This is a genomic window from Leifsonia sp. Root4 (assembly GCF_001425085.1).
Classification (GTDB): domain Bacteria; phylum Actinomycetota; class Actinomycetes; order Actinomycetales; family Microbacteriaceae; genus Microterricola.
On the sequence record NZ_LMDN01000003.1, the window covers coordinates 60567 to 79716 of the forward strand.

Annotated in this window: 14 protein-coding genes and 1 pseudogene; 9 read left to right on the forward strand and 6 right to left on the reverse strand. The window is 68.9% G+C overall.

All coding sequences use genetic code 11. The annotated features are described in order from the left end of the window. Positions 1 to 95 precede the first annotated feature (95 nt). Together ASC66_RS10070 and cls are read right to left on the reverse strand one after the other, a co-directional pair. Entirely contained in the window at positions 96 to 764 is a 669-nt protein-coding gene (locus tag ASC66_RS10070) for a GAP family protein (RefSeq protein WP_055838676.1), read from the reverse strand. 17 nt (positions 765 to 781) lie between these two features. After that, complete coding sequence (gene cls / locus ASC66_RS10075) at positions 782 to 2254, reverse strand: cardiolipin synthase (RefSeq protein WP_055838679.1); 1473 nt, start codon at positions 2252 to 2254, stop codon at positions 782 to 784. Between the two features lie 264 nt (positions 2255 to 2518). Between cls and ASC66_RS10080 the strand changes: the two genes are divergently transcribed. The 5 genes from ASC66_RS10080 (at position 2519) to ASC66_RS10100 (ending at position 8879) form a co-directional block, all read left to right on the forward strand. Next, positions 2519 to 4660: an MMPL family transporter gene (locus ASC66_RS10080; protein ID WP_055838682.1), complete on the forward strand. Its 2142-nt coding sequence runs from the start codon at positions 2519 to 2521 to the stop codon at positions 4658 to 4660. Then, positions 4623 to 5897 carry a sensor histidine kinase gene (locus ASC66_RS10085; protein ID WP_055838685.1) on the forward strand — a complete coding sequence of 425 codons (1275 nt, stop codon included), beginning with the start codon at positions 4623 to 4625 and terminating at the stop codon, positions 5895 to 5897. The genes ASC66_RS10080 and ASC66_RS10085 overlap by 38 nt, the downstream gene beginning before the upstream one ends. 2 nt (positions 5898 to 5899) lie before the next feature. Continuing rightward, entirely contained in the window at positions 5900 to 6520 is a 621-nt protein-coding gene (locus ASC66_RS10090) for a response regulator (RefSeq protein ID WP_055838689.1), read from the forward strand. An 89-nt stretch (positions 6521 to 6609) separates the two neighbouring features. Beyond that, complete coding sequence (locus tag ASC66_RS10095) at positions 6610 to 7152, forward strand: PadR family transcriptional regulator (protein WP_055838692.1); 543 nt, start codon at positions 6610 to 6612, stop codon at positions 7150 to 7152. A gap of 5 nt (positions 7153 to 7157) precedes the next feature. Then, complete coding sequence (locus tag ASC66_RS10100; protein ID WP_082492246.1) at positions 7158 to 8879, forward strand: AarF/UbiB family protein; 1722 nt, start codon at positions 7158 to 7160, stop codon at positions 8877 to 8879. Positions 8880 to 8911: 32 nt separating this feature from the next. On the opposite strand, the gene ASC66_RS10105 is transcribed toward ASC66_RS10100, so the two are convergent. Then, positions 8912 to 9559 (reverse strand): DUF2461 domain-containing protein, encoded by a 648-nt coding sequence (locus tag ASC66_RS10105; protein WP_055838698.1) that lies wholly within the window; start codon positions 9557 to 9559, stop codon positions 8912 to 8914. 83 nt (positions 9560 to 9642) lie between these two features. Here ASC66_RS10105 and ASC66_RS10110 point away from each other — a divergent pair, with 83 nt between their 5' ends. Further along, on the forward strand, positions 9643 to 11337 hold the full coding sequence (locus tag ASC66_RS10110; RefSeq protein ID WP_055838701.1) for an MFS transporter: 1695 nt from the start codon (positions 9643 to 9645) through the stop codon (positions 11335 to 11337). Positions 11338 to 11490: 153 nt separating this feature from the next. Continuing rightward, positions 11491 to 11829: pseudogene (locus ASC66_RS18435) on the forward strand (DUF2652 domain-containing protein); the annotation flags it as partial. 116 nt (positions 11830 to 11945) lie between these two features. On the opposite strand, the gene ASC66_RS10120 reads toward ASC66_RS18435, so the two are convergent. Beyond that, positions 11946 to 12962 (reverse strand): methyltransferase family protein, encoded by a 1017-nt coding sequence (locus tag ASC66_RS10120; protein ID WP_082492248.1) that lies wholly within the window; start codon positions 12960 to 12962, stop codon positions 11946 to 11948. A gap of 130 nt (positions 12963 to 13092) precedes the next feature. Here ASC66_RS10120 and ASC66_RS10125 point away from each other — a divergent pair, with 130 nt between their 5' ends. Further along, complete coding sequence (locus tag ASC66_RS10125) at positions 13093 to 13473, forward strand: YybH family protein (protein WP_055838707.1); 381 nt, start codon at positions 13093 to 13095, stop codon at positions 13471 to 13473. A gap of 40 nt (positions 13474 to 13513) precedes the next feature. Here the strand turns inward: ASC66_RS10125 and ASC66_RS10130 are convergent, their stop codons facing one another. Together ASC66_RS10130 and ASC66_RS10135 are read right to left on the reverse strand one after the other, a co-directional pair. Continuing rightward, positions 13514 to 14068, reverse strand: coding sequence for an RNA polymerase sigma factor (locus ASC66_RS10130; RefSeq protein WP_235496851.1), 555 nt, complete (start codon positions 14066 to 14068; stop codon positions 13514 to 13516). A gap of 4 nt (positions 14069 to 14072) precedes the next feature. Beyond that, complete coding sequence (locus ASC66_RS10135) at positions 14073 to 14759, reverse strand: DNA alkylation repair protein (protein WP_055838710.1); 687 nt, start codon at positions 14757 to 14759, stop codon at positions 14073 to 14075. A gap of 201 nt (positions 14760 to 14960) precedes the next feature. Here ASC66_RS10135 and ASC66_RS10140 point away from each other — a divergent pair, with 201 nt between their 5' ends. Continuing rightward, on the forward strand, positions 14961 to 19115 hold the full coding sequence (locus ASC66_RS10140; RefSeq protein ID WP_055838713.1) for an SdrD B-like domain-containing protein: 4155 nt from the start codon (positions 14961 to 14963) through the stop codon (positions 19113 to 19115). The last annotated feature ends 35 nt before the right edge of the window (positions 19116 to 19150 follow it).

The following is a 19150-nucleotide window of genomic DNA, read 5'->3' on the forward strand; positions in this document are numbered from 1 at the left end:
CATCGCCACGTCGATGCTCTATCCACTCGTTCCCCACCATGGCGACAGGGTAGCAGCGGGGGAGCGCCGCCTCGGAATCGCCTCCGGGCCGGGCGTCAGAACCGCGCCAGGCCGCTGCCGATCACAGCGAACGCGACGACGAGCAAGATGAGGCTCGTCACCGCGCCGCCGTTCGCGATGAGCCACTCCTGAGTGGAGTGCAGGCGGGGCTCCATCCGTGCCGGTGACGCCAATGTCGCGATGATCGGCACGACAACCGTTGACGCGGCAATCGCCGTGTAGATCAGGATGGTGATGGCGGACTGGCCGACAGCGAGACCTTCGGCGACGACCGCGAGGCCGGCCGCGACGGCGAGCAGCAGGGCCTTGGGGCGCACATTCAGCAGCAGGGCGAGACCGAACACCGCTCCCGGCCGGAGCGTCCCGACCGTGTTCAGCCACTTCGGCATCGCCGCCGCTGGGTTCTTGCGGGTGCGCCGCCACTCCAGCACGGCCATCACGAGGAGCGCCAGGCCGGCCACCAGCTCGGCGACGCCGACCGCGTCATCCTGTTTGCGGGGACCGGTTGGGGTGGGCACCAGCGTCGCGCCCAGCGTGCAGACCGACACGACGACGATGATGCCGATCACCCAGCCGATGAGGAACGGGATCGCGGTTCGCGAGCGTTCCGGCGACAACAGGATGACGACGGTGGCCAGGATCGGCACCGAGCTGATCGCCACGGCGAGCGCGATCGGGAGGATGTGACCGATCGCCTGCAGCATCCCTCGCCCCCCGCCGTCTACTCGAGCGCCGAGGTGAGCCGAGCGACGCCGTCGAGGAAGGTCGCCGAGGCCGGCTGACGTTCCCATTCCTCGAGGGTGAGCTCGCGACCGGCCGAGCGGTACCCGTCTTCGACCTCCCGCATCGCGGTGACGAACGTCTTCCCGTACACCAGCAGCGAGATCTCGAAGTTGAGGTTGAAGGAGCGGATGTCCATATTGCTCGAGCCGATGACGGCGACCTCGTCATCGATCGACAGGTGCTTGGAGTGCAGGATGTAGGGCGCCGGGTACATCCAGATGCGCACACCCGCCCGTAGCAGCTGGCCGTAATAGGAGCGCTGCGCGTGCCAGACCATGCCCTGGTCGCCGATCTCGGAGACGAACAGCTGCACGTCGAGGCCCCGGAAGCGCGCCGAGGTGATCGCGTAGAGCATCGCCTCGTCTGGAACGAAGTACGGGCTGGTGATGATCACCTTCTCCTGTGCGGCGTTCACCAGGCCGAGGAAGAGCCGGAGGTTGTTCTCGAGCTCGTACGCCGGGCCGCTCGGCACGACCTGGCAGACCAGGGCATCCGGAGACAGATCCTGCGGAACCTGGGCGATGGGCAGGTGCTCTGCGGTGAGCAGGTTCTCGTCCGTCTCGGAGTACCAGTCGGAGAGGAAGACCGCGTTGATCGCAGCGACCGCCGAACCGGTCACCCGCGTCACCAGCTCCTGCCACATCAGGCCGCGCTTGAGGTTCTTCGGTGAGTCGTAGCTGCGGTGGATCAGGTTCTGCGACCCGGTGTAGCCGACCAGCCCGTCGATCACGACGAGCTTCCTGTGATTGCGGAGGTCTGGCCGCTGGTACTTCTTCTTCAGCGGCTGCACCGGCAGCAGGTAGTTCCACGCCACGCCGATCCGATCAAGCTCCGCGATCGTCTCCTTGTGGATCGGGACCTTCGCCGAGGAGATGTGGTCCATGAGCAGCCGCACCGTGACCCCGCGCTGCACCGCCCGTTCCATGGCGGCGAAGAATCCGCGGGTGGTCTCGTCGAAGGCGACGATGAAGTACTCGACGTGCACGAAGTGACGCGCCGTGTCGATGTCCGCGGCGATCCGGTCGATCGACAGCTGGTAGTCACCGATGAGTTCGGCGCGGTTGCCGCCGGTGGCGGGCAGCGCGCCGAGCACCCTGTTCTGCTCGGTGAGTGTGCGGAACCAGGTCGGCCATGCCGCGCTGTCCGTTCCGAGGTCGACATTCTGAGCGCGCTGCTCGATCATGGCGTTGATCTCGCGCTGCCGTTCCATCCGCTTCTTCGGCAACTTCACATTGCCGATGACCAGATACAGCAGGATGCCCACGAAGGGGATGAGGAAGATCGCGAGCAACCACGCCATCGCGGCCGTTGGCTTCCGTTCCCGCGGGATGATGATCAGGGCCACGATCCGGATCGTCAGATCCGCCAGGATCAGAATGACCCCGAGCAGATTCGCCAGTTCGGCGCTCACAGCAGGTCACCGGTGCAATGCCACATGTATTCTCCAGACGACGAGGAACGATCAGGCTCTCGATCTCAAGCGCACGGAGGCGGCCACGCCGGACCCCGTCCTCTGAAGATAGGGGCATTGCGGGCCGAGCGCACCACGTTATGTACGTGATTCTTCCGGCGCGTCGCCACTTTCTGCGCTCGCCTCCTCATCAACCAAAGGGTTGAGACGAAGTTCAACCACCCGCGCGATTCTCCGGCACCGCCTCGATGCTGAAGTGGAATCATGTCTGATTCTCGGCCTCGTCCTTCCCTACCAGAGCGCCTGACCTCGCGTCGCGGCGCCTGGGTGTCGCTCGTCCTCGTCCTGCTCGCCATCGTGGCCGCCTTCGGGCTGCTCCGCGGAGTGGAGGCACCGGGAGGCAACGCCATCGCACCGTCCACCTCCGAATCGGCGGAGGTCACGGCGCTGACGGATCAGTTCGCCGGCAGCGACGAGGGCTCGGTGCTGATCATCGCCACCCGCGACGACGGGGCCGAGCTGACGGATGCCGAGCTGGCATCCGTCTCGGCACTCGTGCCAGAGATCGACGCCACGACGGGCCACACCGCCTCGCAGCCTTTCTCCAGCGAAGACGAGCAGGCTGCCGTCATCCAGACCGGGATCGCGCTCGGTGACGACAACACGGCCACGGCCGACGAGGTGAAGGCGCTCCGTGCCACGCTGGCGGAGAACCCGATCGATGGCATGACCGTGCTCGTCACCGGCGGCTCCGCGTTCGGCGCCGACATCGCCGGTGCCTTCGAGGGCGCCGACTTCACCCTGCTCATGGTGACGATCGGCATCGTCGCACTGCTGCTGATCCTGACCTACCGCTCGCCGATCCTCTGGATCATCCCGTTGACCGTGGTCGCCATCGCCGACCGTATCGCCAGCCTCGCCACCAATGCGGTGGGCGGCGTGCTCGGCCTGCGGTTCGACGCCGGCATCATCAGCGTGCTCGTGTTCGGCGCCGGAACGAACTATGCCTTGCTCTTGATCTCGCGCTACCGCGAGGAGCTCCTGACCACCGACGATCACCGCCGCGCACTGGCGACGGCCTGGCGCGGCACGGCCCCGGCGATTCTCGCCTCGAACGTGACCGTCGTGCTTTCCCTGCTGACGCTGGTCTTCGCCGTCATCCCCGGCACCCGCGGCCTCGGTATCTCCTCGGCGATCGGCCTCATCATCGCCCTCCTCGCCGTGCTCTTCGCCCTGCCGCCGCTCCTCGCGGTCTGCGGTCGCGGCATCTTCTGGCCCTTCGTCCCGCGACCCGGCCAGCCCACGGGCGGCCGCCGCGTGTGGGGCACTGTCGCCGGCCGCGTCGTGCGTCGCCCCGTCGTCGCGCTCGTCGCCGGCGGCTCGCTGCTGGCGATCATGGCCCTCGGCCTGTTCGGCACCTCGATCGGCCTGACCCAGACCGAGAAGTTCCGCGTCGCATCCGAGTCGGCCACAGGGCTCGACACTCTCTCGGAGCACTTCCCGGCCGGCGAGTCGCAGCCCATGATCGTGATCGCGGGCAGCGACTCGGTCGACGAGGTGGCCACGGCAGCCGCCGACATCCCCGGGGTCGTGCGGGTCACGCCGCTCGGCGAGTCGGAGGACGGCGAGCTCGGCAAGCTGATGGTCACCGGTGAGCCCGGCCCGGGAACGCCCGAGAGCCTGGCCCTCGTCGAGGAGCTCCGCACGGTCGTGCACGGGGTCGACGGTGCGGATGCCCTGGTCGGCGGCGCCGTCGCGGAAGACGTCGATGCCCGCGCCGGAAATGTGCAGGACCTGCTGCTGATCGTTCCGCTCGTGCTTTCGGTGAGCTTCATCGTGCTGCTCGTGCTGCTGCGCTCCCTCGTCGCCCCCGCCCTGCTGCTCGTGGTGAACGTCGTCAGCGCCGTCGCGGCGATCGGCGCCGGGTCGTGGCTCAGCCGCGTGCTGTTCGGCCAGGACGCGCTCGACCTGCAGGTGCCGCTGCTCTCGTTCCTGTTCCTCGTCGCGCTCGGCATCGACTACACGATCTTCCTGGTGCACAGGGCCAGGAGCGAGGCGGCCGCCCACGGAACGAAACAGGGCATGGTGCGTGCCGTCGCCAACACCGGCGGCGTGATCACGAGCGCCGGGATCGTGCTGGCCGCGGTCTTCGCCGCCCTCGGCATGCTGCCGCTGGTGACCCTCGGCCAGCTCGGACTGATCGTCGGACTCGGCGTCATCGTCGACACTCTCGTCGTGCGCACGGTGATCGTGCCCGCACTCTTCAGCCTGCTGGGCGACCGCATCTGGTGGCCGTCGAAGGCGCCGAAGGCCGGGCCGCCCAGCGGTGCACCGCACGAAGACGGGCCCCAGGGGAGAGAATCGGAGCATGACGCGCCCCACTCCGATCCCGTCCTCGTCGGTTAGCGTGGGGGAGAAGGGTGCGCGGCGCACGCCGCGCACCCTCAGCGCGACCATCCGCTCCATGCAGATCGGGCTGCACATCATCACCGCGGCGCTCGTCGTCGTCGCCGCGGCCCGCGCCATCATCGACGAGGTGCCGCCGGCGCTGGTGCTGAGCTGCGCCGTCGTCTTCTCCGCCTGGTACCTCGGCGGGGTCATCCTGAGCGGCCGCGTGCAGAACCGTCAGCTCTCCGGCTGGTGGCTGGCCGGGCTCGCCGTGATCTGGGTCGGGGCGGTCGCGGCATCCGCCGAGTTCGTCTGGCTCGCGTTCTCGCTCTGGCTGCTCGCCGGCTACATTCTGCGGCTGCGCTGGGCGGTACTGTTCTCGGTCGCGGTGTTCGCGGTGGTCATCGCCGCGCCGATCCTGCAGCACGGCAGCACGAGCTACGCCAACGTGATCGGCCCGCTGATCGGCGGCGCCTTCGCGCTCAGCATCGCGCGCGGCTACGTGCAGCTGGTCCGCGACCTGCAGGAACGCCAGCGCCTCGTCGCCTCACTCGTGCAGGCGCAGGCTGAGATGGCCGAGCTGCAAGACGAGCTCGCCAACACGCAACGGCTCTCGGGCGCGGAGGAGGAGCGCACCCGGATCTCGCGCGACATCCACGACACCATCGCCCAGGGCTTCTCGTCGATCTCGCTGCTCGCGACGGCGGCCATCGAGCACGGGCAGGCCGAGCGGATGCCGCGCACCCTGCGGCAGATTGATGCCCTGGCCAGGGAGAGCCTCGTCGACGTGCGCCGGATCGTCGCCGCCTTGGCGCCGTCCGAGCTGGAGGAAGGCGCACTCGCCGGTGCAATCAGACGCATGCTCGAACGCCTGACCGAGGAGAGCGGGATCGACACGGAGTTCCGCGTCGACGAGAGCGTGCCTGCACTCGCGACGACCGTCGAGGTCGCCCTGCTGCGCACGGCGCAATCGGCGCTGGCGAATGTGCGGCAGCACGCCGGGGCCAGCAGGGTCGTGGTGAACCTGGCGGATGCCGGCGACTCGGTGCGCCTGGACATCGTCGACAATGGCAGCGGCTTCGATGCCGGCGCGTGGGATTCGGGGCCCGGCACTGCTGGCGGCTACGGGCTGCATTCGATGCGCGCTCGGCTCCGTGAGCTCGGCGGCGGGCTCGACGTGGAGAGCGCACCGGGCGAGGGCGTGGCGCTGTCCGCGCATGTTCCGCTGGCGCGGCAGCCGAGAGAGGGCAACTAGACATGCAGATCACCGTGCTCCTGGTGGACGACCACCCCGTCGTGCGCACCGGCCTCCGGGCCCTGTTCGAGCGCAACGACGACGTTCTGGTGGTGGGGGAGGCGGCCTCCGGTGAGGAGGCGATCGCGCTGGCCGAGCACCTGCATCCGGATGTCGTGCTCTGCGATCTGCGGCTCGGCGGCGGCATCGACGGTGTCGAGACCACGGCGGCGCTCCGAGCGCAGCGGCCGGCCCCGGCCGTGATCATCCTCACCACCTTCGACCGCGACGTCGAGATCCTGCGCGCCATCGAGGCCGGTGCGGCCGGCTACCTCCTGAAGGACGTCTCGCCGGCGACCATCGTCTCCTCGTTGAAGGAAGCCGCGCGCGGCGGCATGGTGCTGGCCCCCGAGATGGCGCAGCGCGTTGTCGACGGCATGCGGCAACCCCGGCCGAGGCTCACCGATCGCGAACTGGAGGTGCTGCGGCTGCTCGACACCGGGGCGTCGAACCGCGAGATCGCCCGCGAACTCGTCGTCACCGAGGCCACGGTCAAGACGCACCTGGTGCATATCTTCAGCAAGCTCAACGTCGAGAGCCGCGCCAAGGCCGTGACGCTGGCCCGCGAGACGGGACTCATCTAGGTGCGGATGCTGACCGGATTTCCGGCGAACACCCCTATCGTTCACGGCCATCGCGATATATCGTTGAGTATCGTTCGAAGGAGGACATCATGGGTGGTTCATTTCCGGCCGGCGGGTTCGGCGCCGGCAACCACGCCGAGGGCGTGTGGCAGATGATGGAGCAGTTGCGCTCCGGTTTTGAGAAGCGGGCCGGCACTCGCGTGAGCCGCGGAGATGTGCGGGCAGCGGTGCTCGCGCTGCTCGCCGAGCAGCCGATGCACGGCTACCAGATCATCCGCGAGATCGAGGAGCGCAGCGGCGGGAGCTGGAAGCCCAGCGCCGGCTCGGTCTACCCGACACTGCAGTTGCTCGCCGATGAGGGGCTCATCAGCGCGGAGGAGTCGAACGGTCGCAAGACCTACGCCCTCACCGAGGATGGCACGGCCGAGGCTGCCAAGGCAGGCGCGGCGCCCTGGGCGACAGCGGGCGCGAGCGAGAACAGCGCATTCACGGCGCTTCCCAAGGCGGGCATCGAGCTCGCCCAGGTGGCGGCGCAGGTGGGCCGAACGGGGTCGCCGGAGCAGGTACAGCAGGCCGTGGCCGTGCTCGATGAGGCGCGTCGGCGGCTCTACTCGATCCTCGCTCAGGACTGACGAGGGTGGCGTCGCGTCAGGACCGTCGTGGAGGCCACGGGCGAGCATCGGTGCCGGGCGCGGGCAACACCCGCGCCCGCTACCGCCGCATCCTGCGTTTCGCCGCCTGGCATCTCACGGTGACGTGGTGGTTTGAGCTGTTCCTGCCGCGCATCGGGCTCGCGAGCCTCGCGAGCCGTTCGCGATCGAAGCGAATGCGGCAATTCGCGGAGCGCTTCCACCGGCTCGCGGTGGAACTCGGCGGGCTGATGATCAAGGTCGGCCAGTTCATGTCGTCGCGACTCGACGTGCTGCCGCCCGAGATCACCTCAGAGCTCGAAGGGCTGCAAGACGAGGTGCCGCCCGTGCCATTCGCCGCCATCCGAGTGCTCGCCGAGGCGGAACTCGGCGTGCCACTCGAGCACGCCTTCGCGACGGTCGACGAGGACCCGGTGGCAGCGGCATCCCTCGGCCAGGCCCACCGTGCCACCCTGGCACCGCTCGCCGCCGCCGACACCGGCCTGCACGCGGTGGTGATCAAGGTGCAGCGGCCGGGCATCGACGAGATCGTCGATGTCGACCTGGCCGCGCTGCGCAAGGTGGGCGGTTGGCTGAGCCGGGTGCGCCTGGTGTCTGACCGGGTCGACATGCCGGCCCTCGTCGAGGAGTTCGCGCACACGAGTCTGGAGGAGATCGACTACCTGCACGAGGCAGCCAGCGCCGAACGCTTCGCTGAGGACTTCGCCGGCGACGAGCGGGTGGCGGTTCCCGCCGTCGTGTGGGAGCGCACGACGCGGCGCGTGCTCACCCTCGAAGATGTCACCGCCATCAAGATCACGGATGCCGATGCCCTCCGCGCGGCGGGCATCGACCCGGCCGAGGTCGCTCCGGTCTTCGCCGCGGTCATGTTCGACCAGTTGTTCACTCGGGGCTTCTTCCACGCCGACCCGCACCCCGGCAACATCTTCGTCACCCCGCTCGCCGAGCCCGACGGTCGGCCGTGGAAGCTGACGTTCATCGACTTCGGCATGATGGGGGAGATCTCCACCAGCACCCGCAGCGGGCTGCGCAAGCTGCTCATCGCCGCGGCGTCCCGCGACGGCAAGGGCCTGGTGGACGCGATGCGCGACGTCGGCGTGCTGCTGCCGTCGGCCGAGACACAGGAGCTCGAGCGGGCGATGGTGCAGCTGTTCGCCCGCTTCGGCGGAATGGGCTTCGCGGAGCTGCGCGATGTGGATCCGCGCGAGTTCCGTGACTTCGCCGTGCAGTTCGGTGAGGTGGTGCGCTCGCTGCCGTTCCAACTGCCCGAGAACTTCCTGCTCGTCATCCGGGCGATGTCGCTCACCTCGGGTGTGTGCAGCGCGCTCGACCCCGAGTTCAACGTCTGGGACTCCATCGAGCCCTACGCGGCGCAGTTGCTGCGCGACGAGGGCGGCAACGCGGTGAAGGACTTCGCGCGCGAGGCGGTCGACATCGCCGCGGTGGCGTTGAGGCTGCCGAAGCGCGTGGATGCCGTCGTCACCCGGATCGAGGACGGCTCGGTGGCGGTGCGCAGCCCGGAACTTGAACGGCGGGTCACGCGCTTGGAACGGACCGCCAGACGGCTCGTGTCGGCCATGCTCTTCGGCGCGCTGCTCATCGCCGGCGCCGTCGTTCTGGCCGAGGACGCTGTGCTCGGCGCGGTGCTGATGATCGGCTCGATCGTGCCGCTGCTGCACGCGCTATTCGCCGGCGGCCGGGGCCGCTAACCGGGGCCGCCGCTGACCGGGGCGGCCGCCCCTCAGCGCCGACGTTCGAGGGTCGAGTCGCCCACGTTCGCATCGAGCCACTCGACCAGCGATTGTGAGGCGCGCAGCGCCCCGACGATGTGCTCCTTCGCGGCCGCGCTGTGCAGCCACGGCTCGGTGGCGGGCCACTGCCTCCACGCCGCGAGGTCTTTGTTGCGCAGCAGTTCGACCCGCGGGTGCTCCGTGGAGTAGCCGCGGGGTGCGGTCTTCAGGTGGTCGTGCGTTGCGATCCCGATGCCGGCATCCGCGAGCGCCGCGATCACGCGCAACAGCTCCGCGCCGCGTGCATCGTCGGCGACGGCGATCCGATAGCGCTCAAGCTGGTCGGGTGCCATGGTGTGGCAGCCAGCTCCGACGCCGATACCCTCCGCGGAGAACTGTACGCAGCCACGGCCGAGCAGCGCGCCGATCGCGGTCTTGTACGGTGACTTGTCTGCGCTGAAGCGGATGTCGCGATGCGGCCGGAAGATCTTGCCTTCACCGAATTCGTCGCTGAGTTCGCCGAGCAGTGCCTGCATCGGTGCGAGCACGGCCTCGGCATAGACAAGCTTGTTCTCGCTCCAGTAGGCCTTCGAGTTGTCGGCTTCGAGGCCGCGGTAGAACGCCACCGCCGCCTCCGGCCACCCGGTGAATGTCGACATGGCTGCTCGCTGACCCTTCTTGCCCCTGGCGTCACAGTACGCCTGTCTGTCCGTCGGCGGCATCCGCCACCTAGAATCCCCTCATGGAAGGCGACGGACGCCGGAACAGGCTCGGCCAGGCGGTCGCCGCCTTCACGAGCAACGCGCGCAACCCGAACCTGCGGCGCGCCCAGCTCAGCTTCCTCGGCGCCTGGACGGCGGAGTGGGCCTTCACCGTCGCGCTCGGCATCGTGGCCTACCGTGACGGCGGCGCGGCCGCCCTCGGCCTGGTCGGACTGCTGCGCATGGTTCCGTCCGCGATCCTCGCACCGCTGCTCTCTCCCATCGCCGACCGTGGGCGCCGGGAGCGCGTGTTGATCCTCGTGTCCAGCGTTCGGGGGATCGCGACGGCCGCTGCCGCCCTGGTTGCCGCGGTGGCGGGGCCGCCGATGATCATCTACGCGCTCGCCGTGTTGTCGACGATCGCCGCGACGCTCTATCGCCCCGCGCATTCCGCCCTGCTGCCCTCGCTCTGCCGCTCGGGTTACGAGCTTGCCAGCGCCAACGTGGTGCGTGGGCTGCTCGACTCGGCTGCGACGCTCATCGGCCCCCTGCTGGCGGCGGTGTTGCTGCAGTTCACCGGCGTGTCGGTCGTGTTCGCGGTCGCCGCGGCCGCCTCCTTCTGGGCGGCCGCGTTGCTCGTGCGCCTCCGCTACGAGGCCGCACCGCGCCCCGCTGCGCCGACGCGGCCCAATCTGCTCAGCGAGGCGGCGGAGGGGATTCGGGCGGTCGCGCGGGATCGTGACCTGACCCTGATCCTCGGCTTGGCCGCCGCCCAGGCGCTCACCCGTGGCGCGCTCACCGTTCTCTCCGTGGTGGTGGCGATCGAGTTGCTCGGCACCGGGGAGCCGGGGGTCGGTGCGCTGATGGCCGCCGTCGGCGTCGGCGCGGTTCTCGGATCGCTCGCGGCGTCGCTGCTGGTCGGCTCCGGTCGGCTGGGCGCCTGGTTCGCCGTCGGTGTCGGGCTGTGGGGGCTGCCGCTGACCCTCGTCGGCCTCGTTCCACAGGAGTCGGCCGCGCTCGGGATGCTCGCATTCGTCGGGGTCGGCAACGCGCTGATCGACGTCGCCGGTTTCACGCTGATCGGCAGGAAGGCGCCCGACGAGGTGCTGGCACGGGTCTTCGGCGTTTTGGAGAGCCTGGTCACCGTCTTCATCGGCATCGGCGCGATCGTCGCCTCGCTGCTGGTGGGGTGGTTCGGCATCCAGACCGCGCTCGTGGCGATCGGGCTGCTCTGCCCGGTGCTCGCCGCCGCCGCGTGGCGGCGCTTGCGCGCGCTCGACCGCGCCGTCGACGTGCTGAACACGGATGCCGCGCTACTGGGGGGCGTGCCCATGTTCGCCACCCTGCCGCTCCCCGCCGTCGAGCAGCTCAGCCGGGGCCTCGTGCCCGTGACGGTGGCAGCGGGCGCGGCGGTGTTCCGGCAGGGTGAGGTGGGCGATCGCTACTACCTGATCGTGTCCGGCGAAGCCGAGGTGCTCGGCGACGGCCGGCTCATAGCGACGCTCGGCCCCGGCGAGGGTTTCGGCGAGATCGCCCTGCTCCGCAGCTCCCGCCGGACGGCCACGGTGCTGGCCAGGAGTGAGCTCCAGCTGCAGTCGCTGGACTCCGACCGCTTCCTCCCGGTCGTGCTCGGCTACACGCCGAGCGCCAGGCAGGCGGGCGTCGTCGTCGACGCCATGCTGCACCGGTACGAGCCGAAGGAGTCATCCGGCGAACCGCCTGCGGAATCTGCTTAGTCCAATCGGTTGAGCGCAGACTGTTCTGGTGACATCCTTGGCCCCATGGAATCTGGGCGTGCGGTCCTGTTGATTGCGGACATCGGTGGGTACACCGACTACATGAGTTCCCATCGGATGAGCCTCGCGCACGCCGAGGTGAACACCGCCAGGATGCTCGACAAGATGATCGACGCCGCGCCGGGGTACGAGCTGATCGAGATCGAGGGCGATGCGGCGTTCCTCTCGCGGCAGGCCGATGGGCGCGAGGCCGACACGGCGGTCACAGGGATCCTGCAGATTGCCGCCGCCATGCACCGGGCCTTCCACCTGGAGCGGCAGAACGTCGCGACGAACCTCTGCCCGTGTTCCGGCTGCAAAGAGGCAGGCAACCTGAAGCTGAAGTTCGTGGCGCACATCGGCGACGTGGCCTCCCAGACCATCCGTGACAGGCGCAAGCTCGTCGGGATCGACGTCATCCTCGTGCATCGCCTGCTGAAGAATCCGGTGACCATTCCCGAGTACGTGCTGCTCTCCGAGGAGCTCTACGACACCGGCACGGCCGCGCTGCCCGGCCCGGTGGAGCAGATCTCCGACGAGCTCGAGGGCATCGGAACCGTGCGCGCGTACTACCTCGATGTGGGTGATCTCGACGGCTCGCTGCCACCGCTGCCCGCACCGAAGTGGTCTGGGCGTCTCGGCCGCACCTTCGCGGCAGCGGGCCTGGGGCTGCCGTACATGTTCGGCTGGCGCCAGCCTCGCGGCGAACGCGGAACCCAGCAGCGCACCGCGTCGCGGTAGCGGCGGAAGTCGGCGCCGAAGCGCCGTTCGAGATCGGCCTCCTCCTGCGGTCGGATGGCGTAGTTCCACACGAGCGAGCCGACGACCGCGTAGACGATCACGAGCCACGACGACAGGATCAGCCCGACGGCGATGCCCTGGGCAATGCCGGAGACCGCCATCGGGTTCCGCACCCAGCGGTAGGGGCCGGCGACCACCAGGCTGTTGGGCATCGCCGTCGGCAGCGGCGTGCCCCGCCCGTGCGTCGACATCACGACGGCCGAGGCGATGCCGAGCGCACTGGCGGCGACGAGGATGACGACGCCGAGCGGCCCGGCGAACGCCGGGAACGGCAGCGCAACAGCCCACCGTTGCTCCAGGGCCGAGATGACGAGCGGGATCACCACCAGACACATGCCCCAGAAGACCACGATCTGCCCGAACGTCGCGGCCAGATACGTCGAGGTGGCCGAGAGCGCGGCGGGGCGGAAGACGAACGGGCCGCGGACGATCCACTCGGTCGGCACCCGCCCCAGCACCACGAGGCTCGCCGCACCGGCGGAGCCGAGCGCCGCCGCAACCATGATGAGCACGCCCCAGCCCGCTTCGGTCGTGACCGTGGCGTAGAGGGCCAGTGCGGCGGCGACGAAGGTCGTCCAGCACGTGCTGAGCACAGCCGCGCTCGTCACGCCGAATGCCGCGACCGCCGAGGCGACGACGAACAGTGGGATGTCGAGGCTGGCGACGACGACGGGGTCGAGGCTTCCGAGTGTCAGCTCGCGCACACCGGGAACGGTGAACACGGCGATCCACCACAGCGCTCCTGCTATCGCCTGCACGGCGAAATATGTCTGCCCCCATCGCATGTGCTCACCCTAGCGGCGGCCGAGCGCCGACATCCCTTCGCCGGTGTTGTCACACTTTCTCGTCGGCGACGTCTTCCATAGTGAGGCCCACGATCCGGGCCACACTCCACCCCGTGAAAGGACACCCGCGATGACTTCCATCGTCACCGAACTGAACCAGCTGAACGCCGCATTCGCAGAGCGCTTCAACGCCAACGACCTCGACGGGCTCATGGCGTTGAACACCGCGGAGGTCGTGTTCGTGCCGGCACCCGGGCAGCCCGTCACCGGTCAGGCCAACGTGCGCGCGGCGCTCGGGCAGTTCCTCGCGCTCAAGCTGCCGATCAGCATGAACGTGCGCACCGTCTTCCAGAGCGGCGACACCGGCCTCGCGGTCGCCGACTGGACGATCACCGGCACCGGCCCGGACGGCAGCGAACTCGCCCTCGCGGGAACCACGGCGGATGTCGCGCGCTTCGACGAGGAGCACGGCTGGCGCTACGTGATCGACAACCCGTTCGGAACCGCGTAGTCGCCGAGCGCGGGGCCGGCCTCGTGTGAGGCCGGACCCGTCAGGCGTGGGCGTCGGCCGACATCCCCGAGTGCTTGCACGCGGCGAGCGACCTGCGCGCACGCGCGATCCGCTGCCGGACCGCGCCCGGGGTGCTGCCGAGCCTCGCGGCGATCTCGTCGGTGGAGAGCCCATCCACCACGCTCAGCAGCAACGGATCACGCAGGCTCGCCGGCAGTGCCCTGATCGCTTCGAGGGCGCCATCGAGCACGTGGCGAATTTCGGCCTCCGAGGCGACATTCGCCGAGTCGGCGGTCTCGCCGTCCAACTCGTCGGCCGGGCGCCTGATGCTCTGGCGCGCGAGGTCGGTCGCGGCATTGCGGGCGATCGAGTCGAGCCAGGAACACATCTGCCCGGGCTCGGGCGATTCGAGCTGCTCGATGGACCGCCAGGCGCGCAGCAGAGCGTTCTGGGCGACGTCATCCGCATCGCTGAACGGCACACCGAGCGACAGGCTGCGGCGCCGTAAACGCTGTGGGTCGTCGCCGATCATCTGGGTCAACCGGGCGCGGCGCCCGTCATCAATCGGCGGCTGCATGGCGATCTCGATGCTCATCGGTTCAGGCGAGGCTCTGGCGCCGCACGATCTCGTTGATCCAGATCGGCGCGAACGGCGAGGTGCAGTTCGGGGGAGTCGGGTAGTCCTTCAGCACCTCCAGGCGCTCACCGATGTCGAGGGCGCGGGCACGGAGCGCCGGGTGCGAGATGCCGATCTGCGCCAGGGCGTGATTCATCTCCCACTGCAGACGATCGGGGGCGTCCTTCATCTCGGCCTCGATGATGTCGAGCAGCCCGGGAAGGTCGAGGCCCTCCGGCTTCTTGGCCACGCGGTCGGTGGTCAACACCCAACCGGCGCTCGCCACGATGGGGTCGGGGTCGGAGAACCACGCGAGGCGGAGCGCCTCGGCATCCGCATGCTTCTTCACCACGTAATTGACGAGCCAATCCTGCACCTTGGGCGTGCGGGCATCCCGCAGCATGGCGTCGAGCTCGTCCCGCTCGAAGTCCTTGGGGCGGCAGATGAGGAGCGACAGCAGCCGGGCAGCCGTGACCTCGGTGCGCCACAGCTCGCGCGAGAGCTCCTGCTGGGTCTTCAGGCGTTTGGCGATCGCGCGCAGCTTGCCGAGATTCACACCGAAGTCGTCGCCGTGTCTGGCATTCACCTCCCGGGCGCGTGGCTCGTCGAGCGCGTCCAATTCGGCCAGCAACTCCGTCACCGTTGCATCGGTCACCGTCGTCTGAGTCACTTCGACCTCCCGCTCATCGTGTCTGCCACCAGCCTACGGCGAAGAGCATCCGGGCGGACGGCAGCCCGCGGTGCCCTCGAACGGGGACTGTTTGGCGGAGTCAGGACGATGCTACTTTCGCAGAATGCCGGACTGCGTCCAGATTTTTCCGCTCGCCGTGCACTGAGTTTTGACCCGAACGACAACGAAGGACATATCTACGTGAAGGCATCGAAGCGCTTGGCGCGTTCTCTGGGCGCGGGGGCTCTCGCTCTCGCCGTTGCTGCAACCACCATCGTGGCGACCGCCCTCCCGGCCGAAGCGGCGGTCGTGCGAGCATTCACGCTGAACTACAACGCCGAGGTGTTCGGCGACTTCATCCTCGCGGGCAATGGCAACTCGGCCTGCCCGGGAGCAAGCAATCCGACAGACCCCTTCGGAGAACCGAAGACCGGATGCGCTTCCTCGCAGGATCGCACAAACGGCACGCCAGTGGGCATCAACGATTCCTACTACATGACGTGGGCAGACGTGGACTCCAGCGTGGCCACCTACAACTCCAGCGCGGCGTCGATCACCATCCCGAGCGGGGCAACCGTCGCATCCGCCCGCCTGACCTGGAGTGGTGACACCGGAACGATCCGGCTCGCGGACGGCACGGTCTCGGCGCTGGCCGGGTGCAACACGCGCCAGTTTCTAGCGGGTGCCGGCACAGCCGTGTTGCCGGCGGGCACCCCCGAAAGCACCTCGACCCGGTTCTCCGTGGGCGGGGCGGCCGCCGTCGCGGTTGCGCCGCAGGTGATCTCCCGCGACGCGCTCGCGAACGTACCTGCCTCCCAGCCACAGTTCTATGCCGCACACGCCGATGTCACCGGCCACTTCGCCGGGGCGGCGACCGGTGCCCCGCTTGCGCTGACCCTCGGGAACGTCTGGACGCCGCAGGGCTTCGGATGCTATTCGGGTTGGTCGCTCGCGCTCGTTTACAGCTACGCCGAAGCCAACGTCAACGCGCCGGCCAAGAAGAAGGTCTTCATCTACGACGGCCACGTGCGGCAGTCGTCCATTGACCCGACCACGACGATCAACCCCTCTGGGTTCCGCGCCGCGGGTACCGCCGCCCGCGTCGGCGTCACCGGTTTCGAGGGTGATTTCAACATCGCTGGCGACCAGTTCCTGGTCAACGGCGCGAGCGTGGTGGAGCCGAACACGGGGTCGGCAACAAACTTCTTCAACTCCAGTACCGACTTGGCTGTGAACCCGGCTGTGCCGAACAACATGAGCATCGACGCGAAGACGGTTGACGCGGCTATCCCGGCTGGGGCGACGTCGGCGACGCTGTCTTTCGCGACCAGCGGCGACACGTTTCTGGCCGCGAACGTTGCCGTCTCAGTACCGATCGCCTCGCTGAACGTGACCGCGACGGCGAGCCCGATCGGGCCGTACCGGGTCGGCGACGCGATCACGCACACGGTCACGGTCGACGCGCTCGGAAGCGCGGCAACGGGTGTCACGGTGGACAGCACGCTCGACGCGTGCGACCGGAGCCTCGGCAACTTCGCGACTGGCGGTCAGCAGCAATACACCTGCACCGCGATAGCCGGCAGCGATGACGAGACGGTCACCATGAGCGTCAGTGGTGTGGACGCGTTCGGCCAACCGCTCGGCTCCACGGCCACGACGACGATCGATGTCATCAACCCGGCGGTCGAGATCATGACGACAGCCGACCGACCGAGCTACTCGGTCGGTGACACGATCACCTTCACGATCCGCGTCGAGAACACGGGCGATACCCCGCTCGCGAATGTCGTCGTCACTGACGCGACCGTCCCGTTGTGCGACCGCACCACTGCCACCCTTGCGGTGGGGTCAGTCCCGATCGAGTACACCTGCACGGCTGTGGCTCCCATCGTGGGTGATTCGAACACCGCGAGTGTCGTGGCCAACTACTCGGCCACCAGCACGGTGAGCGACTCATCGACGGTGTCCGTTCCGACGTACGGCGTCGTCAGCGGGCGGGTGTTTGCCGACAGAAACAACAACGGGGCAGTCGATTCAGGCGAGCACGGCATCAGCGGGGCGGCAATCGCGCTGGTCGGCTCGACGGCGGGCGGCAGTGCGGTGACCCGCTCAACCACCACGGACGCACTGGGCGACTACTCGTTCACCGACGTTCCGGCCGGCAGCTACCTTGTCTCCGAGACTCAGCCGGCGGACTACGACGACGGCATCGACACGGCGGGCAGCAACGCGACCGGCGCAGGCAACGATGCCGTCTCGGTCACGCTCTCCCCGGCCCAGAGCAGCACGGGTACCCTGTTTGCCGAACGGCCGACGTCGAGCCTCGCTGGCGCGGTGTACCTCGACGCCAACGCAAACGGTGCCCGCGACGCCGGTGAACCCGGGCTCGCTGGTGTCACTGTGACGCTCGGCGGGCAGGACTCAGACGGCAATTCGGTCTCGTACACCGCGGTGACAGCAGCCGGAACCGGTGCCTACGTCTTCTCTGGGCTTCGACCGGGCACGTACGAGCTCGTCGAGTCCCAGCCGGCCGGTCACGGTGAAGGAACCGACAGCATCGGCACGGCCGGCGGCGTTCTGGCATCCGCCAACACCGTCACCGACATCGCTCTTGCCGCACACACGAACGCCACCGGATACCTGTTCGGTGACACCGTCGGGGCGCTGTCCGGCGCGGTCTACGCCGACCTCGACGGCGATGGCGCCCGCTCCATCGGCGAGCCGGGCATCGGCGGCGTCGTCGTGACGCTGACGGGAACCGATGCGAGCGGGGCGATCACCCCCGTCGCCACGTTCAGCAACAGCGACGGCAGCTACGCATTCGCTGGGTTGCTCGCCGGCGAATACACCATCACCGAGACACAGACACCCGCCTATGGACCCGGGACAGGCACCGTGGGTACGGCCGGGGGAACCGCGGGGGCGAACTCCTTCTCCGCTATTCCGCTGGCGGCCGGAGCCTCTGCGTCCGGCTACCTGTTCGGTCAGACGCCGGCGCGCATCAGCGGTGCGGTGTTCCACGACGTCGACGCGAACGGCACACGCGAGGCGAGCGATCCCGGTCTGGGTGGTGTGACCATCACACTGACGGGCACCGACCTCCACGGCAACGACGTTGAGCACGCGTCGACGACGACCGCCGACGGCGGCTTCGCCTTCTCCGGCCTGCTGGCCGGCGACTACACTCTCACCGCCGCCCAGCCGACCGGCTTCGCCGACGGCGTCGAGATCCTCGGCTCGGCCGGCGGTGTGATGAAGGCCCCGCGCTCGATCGCCGACATTGAACTGGATGGCGGAGAGAGCGCGTCCGGATACTTCTTCGGCGCTGAGCGCGGTTCGCTCGGCGGTCGGATATGGCTGGACGCCGACGGCAATGGCATCGCGGATGCCGGCGAACCGGGCGCGAGCGGCGTCACGGTGAACCTTCACGAGGACGGGGCGCTGATCGCGAGCGTCCAGAGTTCCGCCGATGGCGAGTATGCCTTCGGCGACCTGCCCTCCGGCACGTACCAGATCGGTGTCGACCCTGGCGCGGGACGAGTGCTGACGACGCCCGGTCAGGGAACGGGCGAGACCGGGTCGGACGTCGACTGGTTGAGCGGGATGAGCGGCGGCCTCGTGGTCGACATGACGGGCGGCACGAGTACCAGACACACGCATGTGGACGCCGGCATCCTCGAGCGCGAGGATGACCTGGCCGTCGCGTTGCGCGCAGGGAACACGCGCGTCACCGTCGGCTCTGCCGTGCAGTTCACCGCGACGGTCACCAACCGTGGCAATGCTCCGGTGGCGGGTGCCGGCGTGGCGATCACGGTGCCGGATGGAGTGCGGCTCGACTCGATAGATGGCGTGCGGCTCGAGTCGCGGGCCGGCGTGCAGTTCGGCGCACGGGGCGGCGCCGGCTGGCGCTGCACGACGTCGGCACAGACCGCCACATGTGTGTCATCGGATGTGGTTCTGCCCGGGGCCTCCTTCTCCCCGGTCACCGTGTCGGGAGTGGCGTTGGCGGTGGGCAGTGGCTCGGCATCGGCCGTGGTCACGTTCGCCGACGGCACGATCGACGGCGGGCAATCGGACAACACAAGCAGCGAGTCGATCACCGTCGATGCGGTCGTGATTCCGCCGACGATTCCACCGACGATTCCGCCGACGACCCCACCGAGCTCGTCGCCGACGACGCTGCCGACCACTCCGCCGAGCTCGTCGCCGACGGGAACGCCGTCGGCGTCGAGCGGTGCCCTGCCGACGACGGGGTTCGGTCTCGGGCCGGCAGTGGGCCTCAGCGTGCTGCTGTTGCTCGCCGGCGGACTCGTCCTGGCCTTCCGCCGTCGCCGCGGCGATCAATCGGCACACTGACGGAAGCCGCACACGGCGGATAGGGGAGTAGCGAA

Coding starts and splice junctions, on each gene's coding strand:
- ASC66_RS10070 (WP_055838676.1), bottom strand. CDS start 764: ATGCTGCAGGCGATCGGTCACATCCTCCCGATCGCGCTCGCCGTGGCG.
- ASC66_RS10080 (WP_055838682.1), top strand. CDS start 2,519: ATGTCTGATTCTCGGCCTCGTCCTTCCCTACCAGAGCGCCTGACCTCG.
- ASC66_RS10085 (WP_055838685.1), top strand. CDS start 4,623: ATGACGCGCCCCACTCCGATCCCGTCCTCGTCGGTTAGCGTGGGGGAG.
- ASC66_RS10090 (WP_055838689.1), top strand. CDS start 5,900: ATGCAGATCACCGTGCTCCTGGTGGACGACCACCCCGTCGTGCGCACC.
- ASC66_RS10095 (WP_055838692.1), top strand. CDS start 6,610: ATGGGTGGTTCATTTCCGGCCGGCGGGTTCGGCGCCGGCAACCACGCC.
- ASC66_RS10105 (WP_055838698.1), bottom strand. CDS start 9,559: ATGTCGACATTCACCGGGTGGCCGGAGGCGGCGGTGGCGTTCTACCGC.
- ASC66_RS10110 (WP_055838701.1), top strand. CDS start 9,643: ATGGAAGGCGACGGACGCCGGAACAGGCTCGGCCAGGCGGTCGCCGCC.
- ASC66_RS10120 (WP_082492248.1), bottom strand. CDS start 12,962: ATGCGATGGGGGCAGACATATTTCGCCGTGCAGGCGATAGCAGGAGCG.
- ASC66_RS10125 (WP_055838707.1), top strand. CDS start 13,093: ATGACTTCCATCGTCACCGAACTGAACCAGCTGAACGCCGCATTCGCA.
- ASC66_RS10130 (WP_235496851.1), bottom strand. CDS start 14,068: ATGAGCATCGAGATCGCCATGCAGCCGCCGATTGATGACGGGCGCCGC.